The sequence below is a fragment of the Chryseobacterium sediminis genome (genome assembly GCF_008386505.1).
Lineage (GTDB): Bacteria > Bacteroidota > Bacteroidia > Flavobacteriales > Weeksellaceae > Chryseobacterium > Chryseobacterium sediminis.
Window position 1 is genome coordinate 654,807 of sequence record NZ_VUNZ01000002.1, and the last position, 19,236, is coordinate 674,042.

Genomic DNA, 19,236 nt, shown 5'->3' on the forward strand with positions numbered 1-19,236 from the left:
AATTTTTTACTTGGTGTTGGTTTTTTTTTATATTGAAAATCAGTGCTTTGTATTGTTTGTTTTACTCCTTTTTGATTTTTATTTTACACTATATGAACTCCCGTTAACAATTTTCTAATCTCATTTTAATCTCTTTAATCACATTTTAATTCCGTTCCAAAGATCTTCTAATTTGGTCGTTCTAGTTTTGTATCATCAAAAAAGATAAACACAATACAAAATAATAAAGAACATGGCTAAAACAATTTTAATTGCGACAGATTACTCTCTTGAGTCATTGAATATATTGAAAAAAGTACTTAAAGAGAAAGATACATCAGAAGATCAGAACCAATATAATATCCTTTTGACTTCCGGATATGATTCCGGAGATTCTATCAGAGACCTTTTATTTACAACCAAGACATCGGTTTTTAATAAAATCAGACCTACAGAATTCTGTGATGCCTATGGAATTATCAGTAATAAATATCCCCACCTGGTTAATAAAATCATTTGTGATGTTTTTACAGGAAGTTTCCAGAGAACATTCAATCAGTATGTAAAGGCAGAAAATATTGAAGAGGCTTATTATTCTCCATCTATCAAAAGTAAAGGAAAAGGCAAGTTTGATCTGATTCCTTACATCAAAAAATGCAAAGAACTGCAATCTCATGAAATTACCGTTGAAGTAAGAGAAAGACTTCCGGAAAGAGGAAGACTGGCAGAGATCTTTGTAGAGGTCTAAATGAAACACAACTAAAAAATAAAAAAATGTTAAGAAATTATAGTAACAGCAGGACACTGGGAGATAATATCAGGTTGGGGACGCTGACTGCCTTTACGGCGGGTACTATAAATATCGCTTCCCTATTGATATTTCTCTCTTTTACATCGAATGTAACAGGACACTACGCTATTTTAGCAGCAGAAATAAGCAAAGGAAACTGGACGCAGGTAGGAGTTGTAGGCGGATGGATCTTTTTGTTCTTCTTCGGAAGCTTTCTATCCAACTTTATTGTTATCAATTTTAATAAGAAAAGTAAATATTTTGCTCATTCCATGCCCATTGCGCTGGAAATTATATGTCTTCTTTTTGTAGGAATATACGGGCAGTTTTACTATCAGAAAACATTAGAAGAAACAGAATATTTAGTAGCATTGATGCTTTTTGCTACCGGACTGCAAAACGGTCTTACTGCAAGTATTTCCAACTTCTCTGTGAAAACAACCCACCTTACCGGAACAACCACCGACTTAGGAATTCTGGTATCTATGTTTACACAGAAAAAATACAGAAGAAACGGAGAACTCATTGGCAGAGCAAAACTTCTGATGAGTATTATGCTTGCCTATGTAATGGGAGCTGTATTCTCAGGGTTGACATATTACTATCTGGAATTCAGAGTTTTCTATGTAATCAGTATATGTCTTCTGATTGTCATCGGATATGATGCCTATAAAATTCATGTCCGACACTTTAATACAAAGTATAGATATAGCAGGATTTATAAAAAACCTAATCTCTTTGCTTTTCTATATGATAAAATCCATGGAATTCCTAAAAGAGAGAAGAAAAGAAAGCTTGTCTTTGAGGATTAAAATATAAAACACACTATTAATTTTTTGTATAAACTAGCTGTAAATGCCCTTATTTTATTATGAAATAGGGGTGTTTTTCTTTAAAAATATTTTGAAAATCTATAAACCTGTTGTTTTTTATCCTGTTTTTCAATGGCGTTAAAATGAAAATTTCCCAATTAGATTAATAAACACGCTAACGCCCTTCATTACAAACATTAAAAAAATCAGTTGGGGATAAATAGGCAAAAATGTTGATAATTAAATATTAAATCACGATTTTAGTATTTTAATTCCCGTTTCCATTGACTATTTTTGTAAGTTGATTTACGTTTTTATGTCAGATATTATTCAGCTTTTACCGGATCATGTAGCCAACCAAATTGCAGCGGGAGAGGTGGTGCAACGGCCTGCATCCATCGTGAAAGAACTTTTGGAGAATGCTATAGATGCAGATGCAACGAAGATTGAATTGATCATCAGAGATGCCGGTAAAAATCTTATTCAGGTGGTAGACGACGGAAAAGGAATGTCCGAAACAGATGCCCGTATGGCATTTGAAAGACACGCTACCTCCAAAATCAAGGGAACAGAAGATATCTTTAAAATTGCCACAAAAGGCTTTCGTGGTGAGGCTCTTGCTTCTATTGCAGCAGTTTCACAGGTAGAACTCAGAACGAAACAGAAAGACACCTCTATCGGGACTAATATTTATATTGAAGGTGGAGTTTTCCAGTTTCAGGACCCGGTTCAGACAGCAGACGGATCAAATTTTTTAGTAAAAAATCTTTTTTATAACGTTCCTGCAAGAAGGAAGTTTTTAAAAAATAATAATATTGAATTCAGACACGTAATCGATGAGTTTCAGCGTGTTGCCTTAGCTCATGAGAATCTGGAATTTTCCCTTTTCCACGATGATGAAGCTGTTTTCAGATTGAGAAAAGGAAGTCAGATGCAGCGTATTGTAGATGTTTTCGGAAGAAAACTTCAGCCGCTTTTGATTCCTATCAAAGAAGATATTATCTGGTGTAAACTTCATGGATTTGTTGCCAAACCTGAAGGCGCTAAGAAAGCAAGAGGAGAGCAGTTTCTTTTTGTGAACGGAAGGTATTTCAGAAGCCCATATTTTAATAAAGCAGTACAGGAAGCCTTTGAAGGACTTCTGCAGCCAGGATATGTTCCTTCGTTTTTCCTTTTCCTGGAACTTGATCCAGAGAAAATAGACGTTAATATTCATCCACAGAAAACCGAAGTGAAATTTGAAGATGAACATCTTATTTTTGCTTTGCTGCGCTCAACCATTAAAAGATCTTTGGGGATTTATAATGTCTCTCCAAGCCTTGATTTTGACAGAGATCCTGAATTGGATGAAATGATGAATAAACCCATTCCAAGTAAAGGAAATGGTGGCGGAAGTGGTTTTGTAAAAATGCCGGAAATCATTGTAGACAAGGATTATAATCCGTTTCTGGAAGAAAAAAATGTAGTACATCCGGAAGAAATTCAAAACCTTACGGAAATGTATCATCAGAATATTACTGCTGAACCTTCAAAGATCAATTTGTTTGAAGATGAAGATTTTGACGAAGATTTGATGAGACTTCCGAACGGCTACTGGCTTTTCAATAAAGGTGATGTAACATTGATGCTGGATCTCGGAAGAATGCACAGATTATTGGTTTCTGAAGGGAATAAATCCACCAGAAAATCAAGCACAAACAGCCATGCTCTTCTTTTTTCCCTGGAATATCATATGAATGAAATTGAGAAGGCAAAATACAATTCGATCAAAAAATATCTTCCGGAATTAGGGTTTGACATGAAAATTGCTCATGAAAGTGTACTCCGAATAGATTCTCTTCCTGAAGGATTAAAAGAAACACAGGCAATGCAATTCCTGGAAAACCTTTTTGAAATCCTGGAATACAAGACAGAAGAAGAATTTTTGCAGTATTACCATAACCAATGGAACAAAATGCAATCCAAGTCAAGATTTGACTTTATTTATAAAAAAGATGCGGAACAGTTGATCAAAGACTTTACAGCACTAGGCTTCCCGGAATTTTTACCGGATGGAAAAAGATGCTATTATGAAGTTCCGTTTAATGACTTTAAAAACAAATTTTAAAAAATTATGTTTAACAATATACCGCCCATTACAAGGAATATTATTATCATTAATGTTATAGTATTTATTGTTACTTATTTTATGGGAAACCAAATGATTGGTTATCTCGCGGGTTTTTATCCGTTCTCACCTTTTTTCCATTCATGGCAGATTATTACACATATGTTCATGCACGGAAGTATCATGCATATTTTGTTTAATATGATGACATTATTCAGCTTTGGACCTATTTTAGAGCAGACATTGGGCGATAAAAAATATCTGATTTTATATTTTGCTAGTGGCCTTGGTGCGTTTTTTCTGTTTAATGCATGGAACTTTGTAGAAGTTCAGCAGCTTTCCCATGAGTTGGAACAGCTTGGATTTAATGTAAATGCCTATCTATCTGGGGCCAGTGTTGAGTTTGCTGGGAATGCGGATTCTATTCTTAAACAAAAAGAATTATTGGAAAGTTTCAAAGGTATTGTAGCCACGCCCATGGTGGGTGCTTCCGGAGCTATTTTCGGTGTTGTAGCTGCATTTGCAACATTATATCCTGATTCTAAAATTGGAATTATGTTTATTCCTGTTCCTATAAAAGTAAAATACCTGCTGCCTATTATCGTTGTTGTTTCCGTATACCTTGGTGTTTCCGGAAATGGAGGTGGCATTGCTCACCTTGCTCACGTAGGTGGAGCTTTGGTAGGGTGGCTGCTGGCAAGAATTTGGAAAAAACATTTGTACCGTTTCAATTAAAATACTATTGTGAAGGTTTTCCGACTTATACTATTCATCCTGCATCTGGGAATTTTATTTCTGCTGTTGGGCACACTATTGAATGCATATGTTCCACCGAAGGTTTTTCCATGGTTTAACTTACTTTCCTTAGGTTTCCCAGTGCTTATGATCCTTTATATCCTTCTGACGATATTCTGGGTTTTCAGCTGGAAAAAAAGAGCGTTTGTATTTATGTTAGCCGGGCTGGCATTTATTAATCCGGTAAAACGATGGGTTAACTACTCTGATAGAAAAGGAAATGCTGAGATAAAAGTAGTTTCTTTCAATACCAGAGCGGGCGGTAGAGGAAACAAAGAGATTAGACCTTATCTAAGGTCTCAGGATGCGGATGTTATTCTTTTACAGGAAGATGCTGGTAATGATTACCAATTTGAAGGATATAAAAAAGTAAATCCAGGAGGAGGTTTAACGATTTTGACCAAGCATAAAATCATTAAACAGCAGATCATAGATCCGCAAGATGAAAATATAAGAATTCCTGGTTTACAGGCAGATATAGAGATTAATGGAAGGGTATACCGGTTTATTGATGTATACCTTAATCCATTCCGCTTTGATAAAGATATGGTAAGGCTTAATGGAGACACTGATACCAACGAACAAAAAGCAAAAGATGTTGTAAAAAAGCTTATCCCTACTTTTAAGAAACATCAGGAGCAGACAGTTTTGATCAGACAAGTCATTGAAAATTCTCCTTATCCTGTTGTTCTTGCCGGAGACTTCAATTCTGTCCCTAATTCTTACGAATATTACCATTTATCAGACGGTCTTGAAGATACATTTTTAACGGCCGGAAAAGGCAGTGCAACCAGTTTTCATGATTATAAATTTCCAATTAGAATCGACTATGTTTTTTCTTCAAAGTCATTAAAGGCAATATCTTATGAAGTTGACCGTTCTGTAAGTATTTCAGATCATTATCCTGTCATCGTGAAATTTTCCGCAGAGAGCAAATAATCATAAAAAGAGTTAAAATTGTCTGCTTGGTAGGATTTTTGTTGAAAGAAAACCGTACCAAGACCGTTTTTTCATGAAGTCGAATCAGATATTACTATTTATACATATCGTTATTGCTGTTTTGTTGTTATGCACTTTAGGAAATGCATGGATTCCGCCTAACCTTTTGGGTAATCTGAATCTTCTCTCGCTTGGTTTCCCTTATCTTATACTGGCACATATAATTCTTACACTGATTTGGATCTTTAAAAAACAAAAAATAGCTATCGCTTTTGCATTAGGTACTCTTATTTTCTATAATCCGATCAGACGATGGATCAACTTTTCCCCGAAAACAGAGAATGTAAAAACAATACGGGATATTAAAGTATTGACATTTAACGTAAAATATGGGGAATACGGTTGGGATAAAGTAAAAAATTATATTAAAGAACAGGATGCGGACATTATTCTTGTACAGGAAAAAGATACCAACCGCGCTATAAAACGAGATCTTATAAAATATCCTTCTGTCATTCTGAAAACAAAACACAAAATTGTAAGACAGGCAGAACTGATTGATGAGAAGGCAAGAGGAAATTCATTCTATGCTGATATTGATATCAATGGAAAAGTAATCAGAATAGTGAATGTGTATCTTGAGCCTTTCAGACTTCATAAATCTATGTTTACAAAGCTTGACGGTTTAGGTTTTGGAAATGTTTCCCAACTCCTTTCGCATATGACACCTACATTTCAGGCTCATGAAGACCAAGTGAAAAGAATCAGAAAAATGGTAGATTTATCTCCTTATCCGGTTATTTTAGCTGGAGATTTCAATTCTGTTCCCAATTCTTATGAATATTATAATCTGGGGAAAGACCTTCAGGATGCCTTTTTAGTGGCAGGAAAGGGGAGTGCAAGCAGTTTTCATGACTATAAAGTTCCTTTGAGAATTGATTATATCTTCAGTTCAAAATCCATTATTCCTCTAAGCTATAAAGTAGACCAGTCTGTGAAATTATCGGATCACTATCCTGTAATTGCAGAATTTCTGCTAAATTAGTTCCATGAAAAATTTACTGCCTGCGATTTTTATTATCACTATCCTCTTCACCGCATGTTCCAAGAAAGAAACTCCGGGATTCGCTGCTGAGCAGGAAGTTAAGATGAATTATGATACTGTTGCTGTTGATTCTTTTTCCACGGGGGCAGTTTCAGTAGATATTGCACGCAAGATAAGAATGTCTTCCCCTCAATATCTTGATTCTGTAAAACAGGCTAAAAAACTTCAGGAAGAAGAGAATAAGCTAAAAGCAGAACTTGAAAAAGAAAATAAAGCAAAACAAGAAGAGGAGAAGAAAAAGGCAGAGGCAGAAAAGAAGCAGAAACCTGTAGAAACACCTTCAACACCAGACGCTAAGACACAATAAAGTCAAAATCATTTAAAAAATATATAATATGAAAAAACAAATCCTTACAGCAGCAGTGATTTCAGTATTCACTGTAGCATGTACAAAATCAACAACGAAAACAGAACAGGTAGAAAATGCTGACGGATCAGTTACGACAACCACTACTACCGTTACAGAAACCCCAAACACTGTTGATACTGCAAAGATCAACGATGCAAAAGAAGATGTGAAAGCAAAAGTAGATGCCGCTGGAAACAAGATCGACGATGCTGCTCAGAAAGCTAAAGATAAAATTGATGCAACAGCCGATAAAACGAAACAGGATCTTCACAAGGCTGGTCAGGATATCAAAACTGAAGCAAATAAAGTAGGACAGGATGCCAAAGAAGCCGCGAAAAAAGGAGCTTCAAAAGTAGAGGAAGCTGCGAAAAAAGTAAAAGAAGATTTAAGTAAATAAAATAAAATTGCCGTAATTCAAACAGAATTACGGCATTTATTTTTTAGTTGTAAAGAGAGTATTTTTTATTTATTCATTTCCAGCAAAGGTTCAATATATTCTCTGTCGTTGCTCAACCTTGGTACTTTATTCTGGCCGCCAAGTTTTCCTTTAGCTTCCAGCCAATGATAGAAAAGATTGGTTTTAGCGATGTGTACAATAGGTCTTTTAAGGGTTATATTGTTGTATCTCTTTGCTTCATAATCAGAGTTGATGGTTTTTAAGTGCTTATCAAAAGCATCAATAAAGCTGTCCAGGTCATCCGGATGCTGACTGAATTCAAAAATCCATTCATGGGCACCTCCTTCGTTTCCTTTCATAAAAACAGGGGCTCCTGTGAAATCTGTGATTTGGGCTCCCGTAACTTCACAGGCTTTTGAAAGAGCAGATTCCACATTGGTAATCATCAGTTCTTCCCCAAAAGCATTGATATAATGTTTGGTTCTTCCTGTTATTTTAATTCTGAACGGATTCGTTGATGTAAAGATAACGGTGTCTCCAATAAGGTATCTCCACAGACCGCCGTTGGTTGTAATAACCATTGCATAATTTTTTCCCACTTCCACATCTTCCAGGCTTACCACTTTCGGGTTTGAAAAATGGAACTGATCCATAGGAATGAATTCGTAGAATATACCATAATCCAGCATCAGCAGCATCTCATCACTGTCTGATCTGTCCTGTATCCCGAAGAAGCCTTCAGAAGCATTGTAAATTTCGTAGTAATTGATGTTTTTTCCGATGATCTGTCTGAATTGCTCCCTGTAGGGCTTAAAACTGATTCCACCGTGAAAAAACACCTCCAAATTCGGCCATAGCTCTGAAATACTTCCGATATTGGTTTCCTTCAGAACTTTTTGAAGAAGAACCATCATCCAGCTTGGTACCCCAAGGATACTTCCCACATCTTCATTTTTTACTTCAGAGGTAATTGCCTTCAGCTTACTTTCCCATTCTCCCATCAGGGAAACTTTTTTGCTTGGAGTAGTCGTAATTTCTACCCAAAACGGAAGATTATCAATTAAAATAGCAGATAAATCGCCAAATTTTGTGTTAAAATCAGCATAAAGTTCAGAACTTCCGCCTAAACGTAAATTTTTATAATTAAAAAGCTGATTTTCGGGATGGTTATTGGCATAAATGGATACCATGTCCTTTCCTGCCTTCATGTGGCAGTATTCAAGGCTTTCAGCAGAAATAGGGATGAATTTGCTCTTGGCATTGGTGGTTCCCGATGATTTGGCAAAATGTTTAATGAGCCCGGGCCAGCTTACATCCTTGTATCCCTGTCTTGCTTTTTCAATATAAGGCTCCATTTCTTCGTAGGTAACAATCGGAACCTTGTTTTTAAAATCCTGATAACTTGATATAGAGTTGAATCCGTATAGTTTACCATATTCCGTATCCTCTGCATGAAACAGCTGAGAAAAAAGTATACCTTTCTGGGTCTCAATGGGATGGTCCATGAAATTCTGTATCTGATCAATCCTTTGACGGATAAACCAGTTAACTACGGTATTGAAAAGTGCTTTGGTTGCCATTCCAACAAATATAATGATATTTGAATTTTCTGAAAATTTTTTGCAGGATTAAATAAAAAAACCGCTACAAAATATGTAACGGTTTGATATTTAGATTATTGTTTTCTTAGCAATATTCGTCATATGCAGCCTGAAGGTTTGCTGCGATAGCACCTGCAGGGTTTCCTTCGATGTGGTGTCTTTCCAGCATGTGAACCAATTCACCATCTTTGAAAAGAGCTACACATGGAGAACTTGGAGGGAATGGAGCAAGGTGTTTTCTTGCCTCTACTACTGCCTCAGTATCAAATCCTGCGAATACAGTTGTTAAATGATCAGGTTTCTTATCTCCGGTTAATGAGTAAACAACTCCTGGTCTTGCCGCTCCTGCAGCACAACCACATACGGAATTAATTACTAATAATGTAGTTCCGGACTGCTTCAACGCATCTTCTACCTGAGTTGGCGTTGTTAAATCCTGGAAACCTTTATCTGTAAGCTCTGCCTTCATTGGCATTACTAAATCTGTTGGATACATATATTTTGTTTTTATCTGTACAAAGTTAAGCATTTCTTTGCGTTTGTTCAATATATAAAAACTATCAATTGATTAGTCATAAAAAATTAATCAAATATTAATATTGTAATAATATTCAAAAAAATGTGAATTAAGACTAGGAATAATGGAAAATTATTATTAATTTTGAAATGATTCTGAAAAACAAACGACCATGAAAAAAACATTTAAGGCTTTCCCTCAAGCAATCAATCACTTAAATACTCTATGAAATATGGTAGTATCTTAATTCTTTTTACAGTTTAGAATCAAAACTGATTAACAAACTTTAATATCCAAAGAAAGTGAAGCCCGGAACTGAAGAGTTCCGGGCTTCTTTAATCAAATCGATATGCAAAGGTTGTATATCCTAATATAAATAGTTGATAGAAAATAAGTTGAAGGGGAATGAATCTCCCGTCAACGGTTAGTTTTCAACTAAGACAAAAGCTTTTTAGCCATCTCGGAAATACTTTTTCCGTCTGATTTTCCAGCTAATGCTTTCGATGCAGCTCCCATTACCTTCCCTAAATCTTTGATAGATTCAGCTCCGGTTTCAGAAATAATATTTTTAATTTCTGTTTCAAGCTCTTCAGCTGAAAGCTGTTTAGGTAAAAACTTCTCAATTACTTTCATTTGAGCTTCTTCTACTTCTGCAAGATCCTGTCTCCCCTGGGCAGAAAACTGCTCAAAAGAATCTTTACGCTGCTTGATCATTCTCTGAAGAATAGCAATTTCCTGCTCTGCGGAAACTTCAGCGCCTCTTGCTTCTGTTTGTAAAAGAAGAATCTGAGATTTTACAGCACGAAGAGAGTCCAGAGCTACTCTGTCTTTTTCTCTCATAGCTGTTTTTATAGCTTCGCTTATTATATTTTCTAAACTCATGGTTTGGGCTTTAGGCTTTAGGCAATAAGCAGTAAGCCTTTTGATTCGGCTGGAATTGCCTTATAGCTTACTGCGTACTGCTTATAGCGTTTAATCTACGTCTTTATTTAAAAATCTGTTTTCTCTGATCTGCATAGAACCATTGTTGTCAGACAGATATGTATTGATGTTCTGATCTGAAGCATTGGTTCCGTCAATCGAAATATTTTTTCTTTTGAAAGCAGGAATTGATTCAAATTCACTGGTGCTGTCAAAGCTTTGGTAGCGCGAGTTGAATTCTTTCAATTTATTTCTTCTTTCAATCACTCTGTCCTGGTCAATCGTCTTATTCACAAAAGTGAATTCTGATTCTTCTGTTTTCGGAGTTTCAATTTCTGTTTTGTTTTCAAAAGCTGTTCTTGTTTCAGCTTTTGGTTCTTCCTGTTTCTGGTAGAAGGTTTCAATTTTCTGAGCCGGCTCAGCTACAGCAGCATTGCTCGGATTGTTAAACTCTGCTTTTGGCTGCCCAAAATCAGTATTAGGCTCATTTCTGACTGGTTCGTTTACAAAGAAACTGAATTCAACAGGTTTTTCTTCTGTAAAAGAGCTGCCGAATGGAGTTCCAGACTGTGGCTCATCTTTTTTATTTTCAAAATCAAATGAGAAAGACTGAATTTCCAGGTCATTTGGATCTTCATTCTCTTCATCAATAGTAAATAAGCTGTATTCCTGCTCTCCTTCCTCTTCGTTTCTCCAGCTGTTTTCAGGAGTATTTACTATATCTTCCTCTTTGTCAGAGAATTTTATTTCAGATTTCACCTGTTCTTCTTCAAGAATCATTTTTTTTTCAATAGATGTAACCTTGAACTGTGTGCTGTGGTCTTCATCATCTAATCTGAAATGATTGGCTCTGCCGGAATCTGCTGCATCAGGTGTAGATTCTCTTTCCTCTCTTGTTTTGAAAGGGGAGTTTTTCGGAGCATCAAAACTGTCGTTAAGACTGATTCTGATTTTCTCTGTAGGTCCAGCAAATTTCTTGTTTTCATTAGAGAATCCTGTTGCGATAACAAGAACGCTTACAGCATCTCCTAGTTCTTCATCAGCACCTACTCCGAAGATAATATCTGCTGTGTTTCCAGCTTCTTTCTGAATGTGGTCCATGATGATACCAATCTCATCCATAGTCACTTCTTCAGCACCACTTCTGATCAATAACAGAACGTTTTTAGCCCCTGTAATCTTATTATCATTCAATAATGGGGAATCCAGAGCTTTTCTTACGGCTTCTTCGGCTTTATTTTCACCTGAAGCAGTTCCTGTAGACATCAAAGCGGTACCTGAATTCTGAAGTACAGATTTAGCATCTCTAAAGTCAATGTTTACATCAAAGTAACCTGTAATAACTTCTGCCATACCTTTGGCTGCATTGGCTAAAACTTCATCGGCTTTTGAGAATCCTTGCTTAAATCCAAGGTTTCCAAACTGCTGTCTTAGTTTATCATTGTTGATCACAATTAATGAATCAACATTATTTTTTAGTTTATCAAGACCGTTTTCAGCCTGATCAAGTCTTCTTTTACCCTCAAAACTGAAAGGAACGGTAACAATACCTACGGTAAGAATTCCCATGTCTTTTGCTACTTTAGCAATGACAGGAGCGGCTCCGGTACCGGTACCACCACCCATTCCGGCAGTGATAAACACCATTTTGGTGTTTTGTCCCATAGCAGCTTTAATATCTTCAATACTTTCGATTGCAGATTTTTCTCCAACCTCAGGGTCTGCACCCGCTCCAAGACCTTCTGTGATCGTGGTTCCTAACTGAACTTTATTAGCAACCGGGTTATTATCAAGAGTCTGAGCATCTGTATTACAAATCACGAAATCTACCCCGTGAATTCCTTTCTCGTACATGTGCTTCAGAGCGTTGTTTCCACCGCCCCCTACACCGATTACTTTTATGATGGATGAATTTCCTTTTGGCAAATCAAATGAAAATCCTTGTGTACCTATATTTTCCATAACTATACTTTTAATAATTATAATTGATAATTGATTGATGATAATTGATAAGGAAAAGATCGTTTATCGCTTATCATTCATCATTTATAATTTACTCTACTTCTTCAAAGAATTTTTTTACTTTTTCCATAAGCGACTGCCCGAAGGTCAATTTCGCCTTTCTGTTCTCCTGTCTTTCATTTTCAAAAGACTGCTGCTCCTGAACAGGTGCTGCCTGCTGAACCGGCTGAACAGTTTCTGTCTGTACTGAAGCGGTTTCCGGCTTTGGCTGTTCTGCAACAACTTCTATGATTTCATCAGCATTCTGCTTTTTGTCTCTGATCTTTAAACTTTCCATCAGTAACCCGATAGACGTAGCAAATTCAGGGCCTTTCAGGTACTGATTTTTATCGTTGGCGATATATTCATTCGCAAAACCGATTCTGCTGTCAAAACCTGTGGTATAATTGGCCAGCTGACGAAGATGTTTTAAGTTTGAACCACCACCTGTAAGAACGATTCCGGCAATAAGCTTTTTCTTTTGTTCAAAAGCTCCATAAGCTTTCAGTTCTGTATTAACCATTTCTAAAACTTCTTCTACTCTTGCATTGATGATCTGTGCTAAAGTTTTTAAAGAAATTTCTTTGTCCGGTCTGCCGTGAAGCCCCGGAATGGTTACAAAAGTACTGTCTTTTTCTAATTCGGGAACAGCCGAACCGAATTTTACTTTCAGTTGTTCTGCATGTTTCTCTATAATGGAACAGCCTTCTTTGATATCTTCGGTAATAATTCCGCCTCCGTATGGAATCACACAGGTATGACGGATGATATTATCTTTAAATATCGCAATATCTGTTGTACCACCACCAATGTCAACAATCGCAACACCGGCTTCTTTTTCTTCTTTTGTAAGAACAGCTTCTGAAGATGCCAATGGCTCTAAAGTAAGGGCTTCCATTTCTAATCCGGCTTCACGAACGCATCTGGCAATATTTCTGATGCTGCCCATTTGGCCTACTACAACGTGGAAGTTGGCTTCTAAACGCTTTCCATGCATTCCGACGGGTTCCTGAATTTCACCTTCGGAATCCACTTTATATTCTTGAGGAAGTACGTGGATAATTTCTTCTCCAGGAAGCATAACCAGTTTTTTCACCTGATCTTTTAACGCTTCAATGTCATCGTCTGTAATAAATTTATCAGGATGTTCACGCATAATATAATCGGAGTGCTGCAGAGAACGGATGTGTTTTCCTGCAATACCTACCGTAACTTTGCGGATAGGAACACCGGCACTGGATTGTGCTTCGGATACTGCAGCCTTGATTGAATTAATAGTCTGTGAAATATTATTCACAATACCTTTATGAACACCAAGACTTTTAGCTTTTCCTACACCGAGAACTTCTATTTTCCCGTGTGCATTCCTTCTTCCGACAATCGCGACTATCTTTGTTGTCCCGATGTCCAGACCTACTGAATACTCTTGATTTTCCATTTTTATATCGATTTGATTTTTTCTACTTTTTCCTTTTTTTCTCTAAGGATAATCTCCTATTTGTGTGTTGAGTGCCCTTGAAAGGACTTATTCTATTTTTACTTTTGCCTTGGGCTTGGACAAGGCCTTAGCAGTTGATTTTTTCTCTGTTTTTTTCGCCTCTTTTGTATGTGTTTTTGGTTTCGTACTCTCTTTCGGTTTTGCCGGGATGGAGCTTGTTTTTTTGGCTTCGGTTGTCTTTGGTTTGGTTTCTGTCTTTTTTGCTGCAGCCATTGGGGAAGGCCCCTTTGCCAGTTCTAATTTTCCGGCTTTTAAAATACTGTCGTTCTCTTTAAAATATGGGTTTAAAGTAGTAACAATCTGATTCTGGTATTTTACTGAAACCATGCTGTACTTCTGTGGATCCTGATATACAAGATATTTTTCCACGAAGGTTTTAAATCCTTTTACTTTAAAATCAATATTATCCAGGTCTCCAATCTCTACCCGATAATTTCCTTCGCTTGTCAGAAGATTGTAGTTTTCTTTACTTTTTGAAATCCCAATAAAATATTTTTTACTGAAATCATCTTTATCTATCTTTCCTACCAGTTCTGCCAGTTTTTCATATTCATCCGGCTGTACGTTTCCGGTTACCAGCATGCATGGATGCGAATATGTTCTTGAAATCGGAAATTCAACTCCTTTTTCATCTACATAAAAATCTTTTCCATCTTTGTTAAGCCTGAAAACAGGAACTCTCTGTTTGATATCCAGATTCAGTTTTCCGTTCAGGTTCAGATAGACATTGGCACTGTCGACTGCCGGAAGAGAATTGATTCTTTTTTCTAAAGAGGGAATATTAAGATCACCCACTTTTCCAGAAGGGTTTTCTTTTTTTACAATCTCTCTGATGTCTTTTTCATCAACAAAATAAACCGGAGTTTTTTCACTCATTTTTACAGAAATCTTATTGTCTGTAATCTGTTGGTGGCTGAATCTCCTCAACGAGAAACTCAGTAACAATCCAAGGATGATTACAGTGACAGCAATTTTTAATATTCTGTATTTATTTTTCATATTTTTCTTTAGTCCCAAAGGACGTAAAGCAGTTTTATTTTCTTTATAATTTATTTACAACTCGTTTTACTCCATTTTTAAATAACATTGAATGGAAGTTTAAAATCATTCCAAGTTTTATATCTGTTATTCTTAAATAATTTAAAATCTGGAAAAAATGATAATCATTAATTTCCTGAACTGCCTTTATTTCGATTATTACTTTGTTTTCAATTAATAAATCTACTCTGAACGCTTTAGAAATTTTTAACTCTTCATATTCAATGTCAATATTTTTTTGACTTTCTACATTTAATCCTCTGTTTTTTAGTTCATACACTAAACATTCTTCATATACATTTTCATAAAGTCCAATTCCAAGCGTACGATGTATTTTCATTCCAGTATTGAAAACAATCTCTGAAATTTCATTTTCTATCATACATTTTGTGTTTTATTTTTAACGCTATGATCGCAAAGTAATCTTATTATTTATCCGTTCGCGAAGGCGTTTCACTTAGCTACGGCTATAATATCCTTTTTTATCAAATTTGTTATTTTATCATTATTGCTAAGTGAAACGCCTTTGCGAACAAATTCTTATTCTACCTTTGCGTACACTGCGTTTATACTTAATATATTCAAATTTTCTCTATCCATTCACAGATAGGATCATACAGGGTATCTATATTTCCTGCGCCTACGGTAAGAAGGATATCAAAATCTTTTTCTTTTATTTTTTCAAAAGCATCGGATAATGTTGATACTTCTTTTTTATCTAATGTTACTTTGTCCAGCAGCCAGCTTGAAGTAATTCCTTCAAAGTTCTCCTGAAGTTCTCTTGCAGGGTAAATATCAAGCAGAATAAGCTCATCTGCTTTGCTTAAACTTTCTGCAAACCCGTCCGCGAAATCTCTTGTTCTGCTGAAAAGGTGGGGCTGGAATACCACTGTTATTTTTTTATCGGGGTAAAATGTTCTGATTGAACCCATTACAGCATTGATCTCTGTAGGGTGGTGGGCGTAATCATCAATATAAATCTTACCGTTTTGATAAATATGTTTGGTGTATCTTCTTTTAATTCCTTTAAAATTGGCAATAGCTTTTTTCAGCGTATCAAAATCTGCGCCTAAATTATGCAGAATAGCCAGTGCTGCAGTAGCATTCTCCACATTATGGATTCCCGGAATTTCCCACACAAAATCCTTTATTGTTTCAGTAGGAGTATGGAAGTCAAAATAAATTTTATCATGATCCATACGCAGGTTGTCAGAATAGTAATCAGCAGGCTCATTGACAGCATATGTTTGATGTTCTCTGCCAATTTCAACTCCTTTTCTTACAAAGAGCTGTTTATCTTGAGGTACTAAAGCTGCAAACTGTCTGAATCCTTCTTCAATATGGCTCTTATCTCCATAAATATCCAGGTGGTCTGCATCTGTTGATGTTACCACAGCCCAATCCGGAGAAAGGTTCAGGAAGCTTCTGTCATATTCATCTGCCTCTACCACAGAATAAGTAGATCCGTTGTATAGAAAGTTGGATTTAAAGTTTTCAGAGATTCCTCCTAAAAAGCATGAGAAAGGCAGGTCTGCTTCTTTGCATAAATGGGCCACAAGGGTAGACGTAGTTGTCTTTCCATGAGTTCCTGCTATAGCAATACAGTCTGTATTTTCAGTAATTAATCCTAAAACTTTGGCTCTTTTTAAAACTTCAAACTGATTTTGGTTGAAATAATCTAAGATTCCAAGTGTTTTGATGGCAGGAGTATAAATGACCAATGTATCCTCTTTCTGAAGAGAGGTTACCCTTTCATCAATAACGTCTTCAAAAACAATATCAATTCCTTCATTCATCAGATTCTGAGTCAGTTTTGTATTGGTTTTGTCATAGCCCAATACTTTTTTTCCGGATGCATTGAAATAGCGCGCTAATGCACTCATTCCGATACCTCCGATTCCAACGAAGTAAAAAGTCTGATATGTTTGTAAAATGTTCATTCCTTTGTTTTGTATTGTTGTATTCATGTATCATGTATTCATGAGTTTTGTTATCATTAATACATTTTACAATGGTACTTTTTACAGTTTATTAAATATTTCGTCTACAATCTCTTTTGCGGCGTTTGGCTTGGCAAAATATTTCAGATTGGCAGACATTTCTTGTCTTACACTTTCATTTTCGCAGATTTCTGACAATGTATTCCAGAACTTTTCCTGCATTTCAGAGTCTTTTACCATTCTGGCTGCATTTTTTTCAACCAGATTCATGGCATTTTTAGTTTGGTGGTCTTCCGCTGCAAAAGGGAAAGGCACCAAAAGCACCGGTTTTTGTGCTACAGCCAGCTCTGAAATGGCAATAGCTCCGGCTCTAGAAACGATGATATCAGCTGCAGAATAGGCCAGTTCCATATCTTTGATAAATTCAAGGATCTGAATATTACGTGTGTCCGTATCTTTTGTTTCGTTGACAATATCTTTATAATCAAGCTTTCCTGTCTGCCAGATCAGCTGATAATCTTTATCTGCAATTTGTTTTAAATGAGATCTCCATGCATTGTTCAGAGTTCTGGAGCCTAAAGAACCTCCTACCGAAAGAATTGTAAGCTTGTCTTTATTCAATCCCATTTTTTCTTTTGCCTGAGCGGTGTCCTGCATTCCTGAAACGATGTTTTCACGAATAGGATTTCCCAGGAATGTTATTTTCTCTGCCGGAAAGCCTTCTACTTTTGGATAGGCTGTAAAAACGGCTTTAGCTTTCTTGCTTAAAATTTTGTTGGTTACTCCCGCATGTGCATTCTGTTCTTGTATGAAAATAGGAATTCCCATTTTGCTTGCTTCATAAAGAGCGGGTCCGCTGGCAAATCCTCCAGTTCCTACTGCAAAATCAGGAGCGAAGTTTTTGATAATCCTTTTAGATTTTGATAAGCTTTTCAGAATTTTGAAAGGCAATCCTAGGTTGGATAACAGATTTCCTCTGTCGATTCCTGCAATATCAATTCCCTCAATTTTATAGCCGGCCTGTGGAACTTTTTCCATTTCCATTTTTCCGTTGGCACCAATGAACAAAAATTCTGCATCAGGAAATCTCTTTCTGATCTCATCAGCAATGGCAATAGCCGGGAAGATATGTCCTCCTGTTCCTCCGCCAGATAATACTATTTTTAATTTTTTGTCCATTTTAAGCGATATCGTTTATTTCTGCTATACTTTGTTTTTTGCCCATTCCTTCTTCGTCATAAATCTGAATCCTTGAGCTTATATTTAAAATAATACCTAACTGTAAGTAGGTTACCAGCATTGAGGTTCCTCCGTAACTTATCAAAGGCAGTGGCTGTCCTGTTACAGGGATCAGATTCACCGCAACGGCTATATTTACCGAAAGCTGAATGAAAATCATTACCCCGAGGCTGAGTACAAGCAGCGATCCGAAAAATGCCGGCATCTTACTGGCAATCATCACAATCCTTATCATCATAATCAGGTATAAACTGATCAGAAAAGCTGCTCCAATCACTCCATATTCTTCTACAATCACCGCGAAGATAAAGTCGGAGGCAGACTGTGGAAGCATTTGCTTCAATGCACTTTTTCCTGGTCCCATTCCGGTAATACCACCATGTACGATGGCTGCTTTGGCCTGCATTACCTGATAGTTTTTTGCTTTTACACTCTCGTCATCTACATCGGCAGATTTTGCTTTGCTTGAGGTAAATGTTTCTACACGGCTCATCCATGTGTGAACACGGTTTCCGCCAATCATATTAGTATTCAGAGCTATTAATAAAAATAAAACAATGGCTACAAATGAGGCAGAAATAAATCCTGCAATGTATTTCCAGTGAAGCTGGCCTATGACAAGAACCACTACGGAAACCATTAGAATCATTAATGCCGTGGAACCATTATCCTTTGCTACCAACACGAAAACAAGAAGAATAGGTCCGAAAATATACATGATATTCTCTATCGGGAGCCTCTCTCTTGTGATCTTTTTGGTTAAATATCTACACAGATAGATGATTAGCATTAAAAAGGCAAATGATGAAGGCTGGAATGAAATTGGTGTTCCCGGGATTTTCAACCATCTGGAAGCACTGGCTCCGTCAATGGTCTGCCCGGTAAACATGGTGACAATCAACAGAACAATCATAAGGCCGAGCAGGATACTGCTGAGCTTTCCGATATATTCATATTTTATAGTTCCTACCAGTCTCATAATTGCTAAGCCCAAGACTACAAAGAACATGTGCTTGATAACGTGACCAGTTGTAGTTCCGTTATTGACAATGTATTCAAGATTTGAACTTGCAGAGTATACAGGGAAAATAGAGAAGATGGAGATCACAAGGATGACCATCCAAAGTACTTTATCGCCCTTTAGAAATTCAAATCTGTTTTCTGTGTTCTGTTCGTCCATAATTTTGTATTGATGTATAATGTACTTT

At 36.5% G+C, this 19,236-nt stretch carries 18 protein-coding genes; 8 read left to right on the top strand and 10 right to left on the bottom strand.

All coding sequences use genetic code 11. The annotated features are described in order from the left end of the window. The first annotated feature begins 232 nt into the window (after positions 1-232). The 8 genes from FW780_RS15145 to FW780_RS15180 all read left to right on the top strand — a co-directional run bounded on the left by FW780_RS15145 (position 233) and on the right by FW780_RS15180 (position 7,273). On the top strand, positions 233-727 hold the full coding sequence (locus tag FW780_RS15145) for a hypothetical protein (protein ID WP_149834325.1): 495 nt from the start codon (positions 233-235) through the stop codon (positions 725-727). A 26-nt stretch (positions 728-753) separates the two neighbouring features. Further along, a complete protein-coding gene (locus FW780_RS15150) occupies positions 754-1,581 on the top strand; it encodes a YoaK family protein (protein WP_149834326.1) in 828 nt (275 codons plus the stop codon). 316 nt (positions 1,582-1,897) lie between these two features. Beyond that, a complete protein-coding gene (gene mutL / locus FW780_RS15155; protein WP_149834327.1) occupies positions 1,898-3,688 on the top strand; it encodes a DNA mismatch repair endonuclease MutL in 1,791 nt (596 codons plus the stop codon). Between the two features lie 6 nt (positions 3,689-3,694). Next, positions 3,695-4,423: a rhomboid family intramembrane serine protease gene (locus tag FW780_RS15160; RefSeq protein ID WP_149834328.1), complete on the top strand. Its 729-nt coding sequence runs from the start codon at positions 3,695-3,697 to the stop codon at positions 4,421-4,423. Positions 4,424-4,432: 9 nt separating this feature from the next. Then, positions 4,433-5,422, top strand: a complete 990-nt coding sequence (locus FW780_RS15165; RefSeq protein WP_167510723.1) for an endonuclease/exonuclease/phosphatase family protein — start codon at positions 4,433-4,435, stop codon at positions 5,420-5,422. A 73-nt stretch (positions 5,423-5,495) separates the two neighbouring features. Further along, entirely contained in the window at positions 5,496-6,467 is a 972-nt protein-coding gene (locus FW780_RS15170) for an endonuclease/exonuclease/phosphatase family protein (RefSeq protein ID WP_167510724.1), read from the top strand. Between the two features lie 4 nt (positions 6,468-6,471). After that, positions 6,472-6,834 carry a hypothetical protein gene (locus FW780_RS15175; protein ID WP_149834330.1) on the top strand — a complete coding sequence of 121 codons (363 nt, stop codon included), beginning with the start codon at positions 6,472-6,474 and terminating at the stop codon, positions 6,832-6,834. 28 nt (positions 6,835-6,862) lie between these two features. Further along, a complete protein-coding gene (locus tag FW780_RS15180) occupies positions 6,863-7,273 on the top strand; it encodes a hypothetical protein (RefSeq protein ID WP_149834331.1) in 411 nt (136 codons plus the stop codon). A gap of 65 nt (positions 7,274-7,338) precedes the next feature. On the opposite strand, the gene FW780_RS15185 is transcribed toward FW780_RS15180, so the two are convergent. From FW780_RS15185 to FW780_RS15230, 10 genes are all read right to left on the bottom strand, one after another. After that, positions 7,339-8,853: a GH3 auxin-responsive promoter family protein gene (locus tag FW780_RS15185; protein WP_149834332.1), complete on the bottom strand. Its 1,515-nt coding sequence runs from the start codon at positions 8,851-8,853 to the stop codon at positions 7,339-7,341. Between the two features lie 106 nt (positions 8,854-8,959). After that, entirely contained in the window at positions 8,960-9,370 is a 411-nt protein-coding gene (locus tag FW780_RS15190; RefSeq protein ID WP_079243608.1) for a BrxA/BrxB family bacilliredoxin, read from the bottom strand. Between the two features lie 456 nt (positions 9,371-9,826). Beyond that, positions 9,827-10,273 (bottom strand): GatB/YqeY domain-containing protein, encoded by a 447-nt coding sequence (locus FW780_RS15195; protein ID WP_047379989.1) that lies wholly within the window; start codon positions 10,271-10,273, stop codon positions 9,827-9,829. A 90-nt stretch (positions 10,274-10,363) separates the two neighbouring features. Next, complete coding sequence (gene ftsZ / locus FW780_RS15200) at positions 10,364-12,274, bottom strand: cell division protein FtsZ (protein ID WP_149834333.1); 1,911 nt, start codon at positions 12,272-12,274, stop codon at positions 10,364-10,366. A 91-nt stretch (positions 12,275-12,365) separates the two neighbouring features. Continuing rightward, positions 12,366-13,751: a cell division protein FtsA gene (ftsA, locus tag FW780_RS15205; RefSeq protein ID WP_149834334.1), complete on the bottom strand. Its 1,386-nt coding sequence runs from the start codon at positions 13,749-13,751 to the stop codon at positions 12,366-12,368. A gap of 87 nt (positions 13,752-13,838) precedes the next feature. Further along, positions 13,839-14,810, bottom strand: coding sequence for a cell division protein FtsQ/DivIB (locus tag FW780_RS15210; protein ID WP_174774464.1), 972 nt, complete (start codon positions 14,808-14,810; stop codon positions 13,839-13,841). A 43-nt stretch (positions 14,811-14,853) separates the two neighbouring features. Then, complete coding sequence (locus tag FW780_RS15215) at positions 14,854-15,231, bottom strand: GxxExxY protein (RefSeq protein WP_149834335.1); 378 nt, start codon at positions 15,229-15,231, stop codon at positions 14,854-14,856. A 199-nt stretch (positions 15,232-15,430) separates the two neighbouring features. Further along, positions 15,431-16,789 carry a UDP-N-acetylmuramate--L-alanine ligase gene (gene murC / locus FW780_RS15220; protein ID WP_149834388.1) on the bottom strand — a complete coding sequence of 453 codons (1,359 nt, stop codon included), beginning with the start codon at positions 16,787-16,789 and terminating at the stop codon, positions 15,431-15,433. Positions 16,790-16,870: 81 nt separating this feature from the next. Next, positions 16,871-17,968: an undecaprenyldiphospho-muramoylpentapeptide beta-N-acetylglucosaminyltransferase gene (murG, locus tag FW780_RS15225; protein ID WP_149834336.1), complete on the bottom strand. Its 1,098-nt coding sequence runs from the start codon at positions 17,966-17,968 to the stop codon at positions 16,871-16,873. Between the two features lies 1 nt (position 17,969). After that, entirely contained in the window at positions 17,970-19,208 is a 1,239-nt protein-coding gene (locus tag FW780_RS15230) for an FtsW/RodA/SpoVE family cell cycle protein (RefSeq protein WP_149834337.1), read from the bottom strand. Positions 19,209-19,236 lie beyond the last annotated feature (28 nt).

Bases quoted from the DNA above. Each gene is read 5' to 3' on its own strand.
- FW780_RS15145 (WP_149834325.1), top strand. From the start codon at position 233: ATGGCTAAAACAATTTTAATTGCGACAGATTACTCTCTTGAGTCATTG.
- FW780_RS15150 (WP_149834326.1), top strand. From the start codon at position 754: ATGTTAAGAAATTATAGTAACAGCAGGACACTGGGAGATAATATCAGG.
- mutL (WP_149834327.1), top strand. From the start codon at position 1,898: ATGTCAGATATTATTCAGCTTTTACCGGATCATGTAGCCAACCAAATT.
- FW780_RS15160 (WP_149834328.1), top strand. From the start codon at position 3,695: ATGTTTAACAATATACCGCCCATTACAAGGAATATTATTATCATTAAT.
- FW780_RS15170 (WP_167510724.1), top strand. From the start codon at position 5,496: ATGAAGTCGAATCAGATATTACTATTTATACATATCGTTATTGCTGTT.
- FW780_RS15175 (WP_149834330.1), top strand. From the start codon at position 6,472: ATGAAAAATTTACTGCCTGCGATTTTTATTATCACTATCCTCTTCACC.
- FW780_RS15180 (WP_149834331.1), top strand. From the start codon at position 6,863: ATGAAAAAACAAATCCTTACAGCAGCAGTGATTTCAGTATTCACTGTA.
- FW780_RS15185 (WP_149834332.1), bottom strand. From the start codon at position 8,853: ATGGCAACCAAAGCACTTTTCAATACCGTAGTTAACTGGTTTATCCGT.
- FW780_RS15190 (WP_079243608.1), bottom strand. From the start codon at position 9,370: ATGTATCCAACAGATTTAGTAATGCCAATGAAGGCAGAGCTTACAGAT.
- FW780_RS15195 (WP_047379989.1), bottom strand. From the start codon at position 10,273: ATGAGTTTAGAAAATATAATAAGCGAAGCTATAAAAACAGCTATGAGA.
- ftsZ (WP_149834333.1), bottom strand. From the start codon at position 12,274: ATGGAAAATATAGGTACACAAGGATTTTCATTTGATTTGCCAAAAGGA.
- ftsA (WP_149834334.1), bottom strand. From the start codon at position 13,751: ATGGAAAATCAAGAGTATTCAGTAGGTCTGGACATCGGGACAACAAAG.
- FW780_RS15210 (WP_174774464.1), bottom strand. From the start codon at position 14,810: ATGAAAAATAAATACAGAATATTAAAAATTGCTGTCACTGTAATCATC.
- FW780_RS15215 (WP_149834335.1), bottom strand. From the start codon at position 15,231: ATGATAGAAAATGAAATTTCAGAGATTGTTTTCAATACTGGAATGAAA.
- murC (WP_149834388.1), bottom strand. From the start codon at position 16,789: ATGAACATTTTACAAACATATCAGACTTTTTACTTCGTTGGAATCGGA.
- murG (WP_149834336.1), bottom strand. From the start codon at position 17,968: ATGGACAAAAAATTAAAAATAGTATTATCTGGCGGAGGAACAGGAGGA.
- FW780_RS15230 (WP_149834337.1), bottom strand. From the start codon at position 19,208: ATGGACGAACAGAACACAGAAAACAGATTTGAATTTCTAAAGGGCGAT.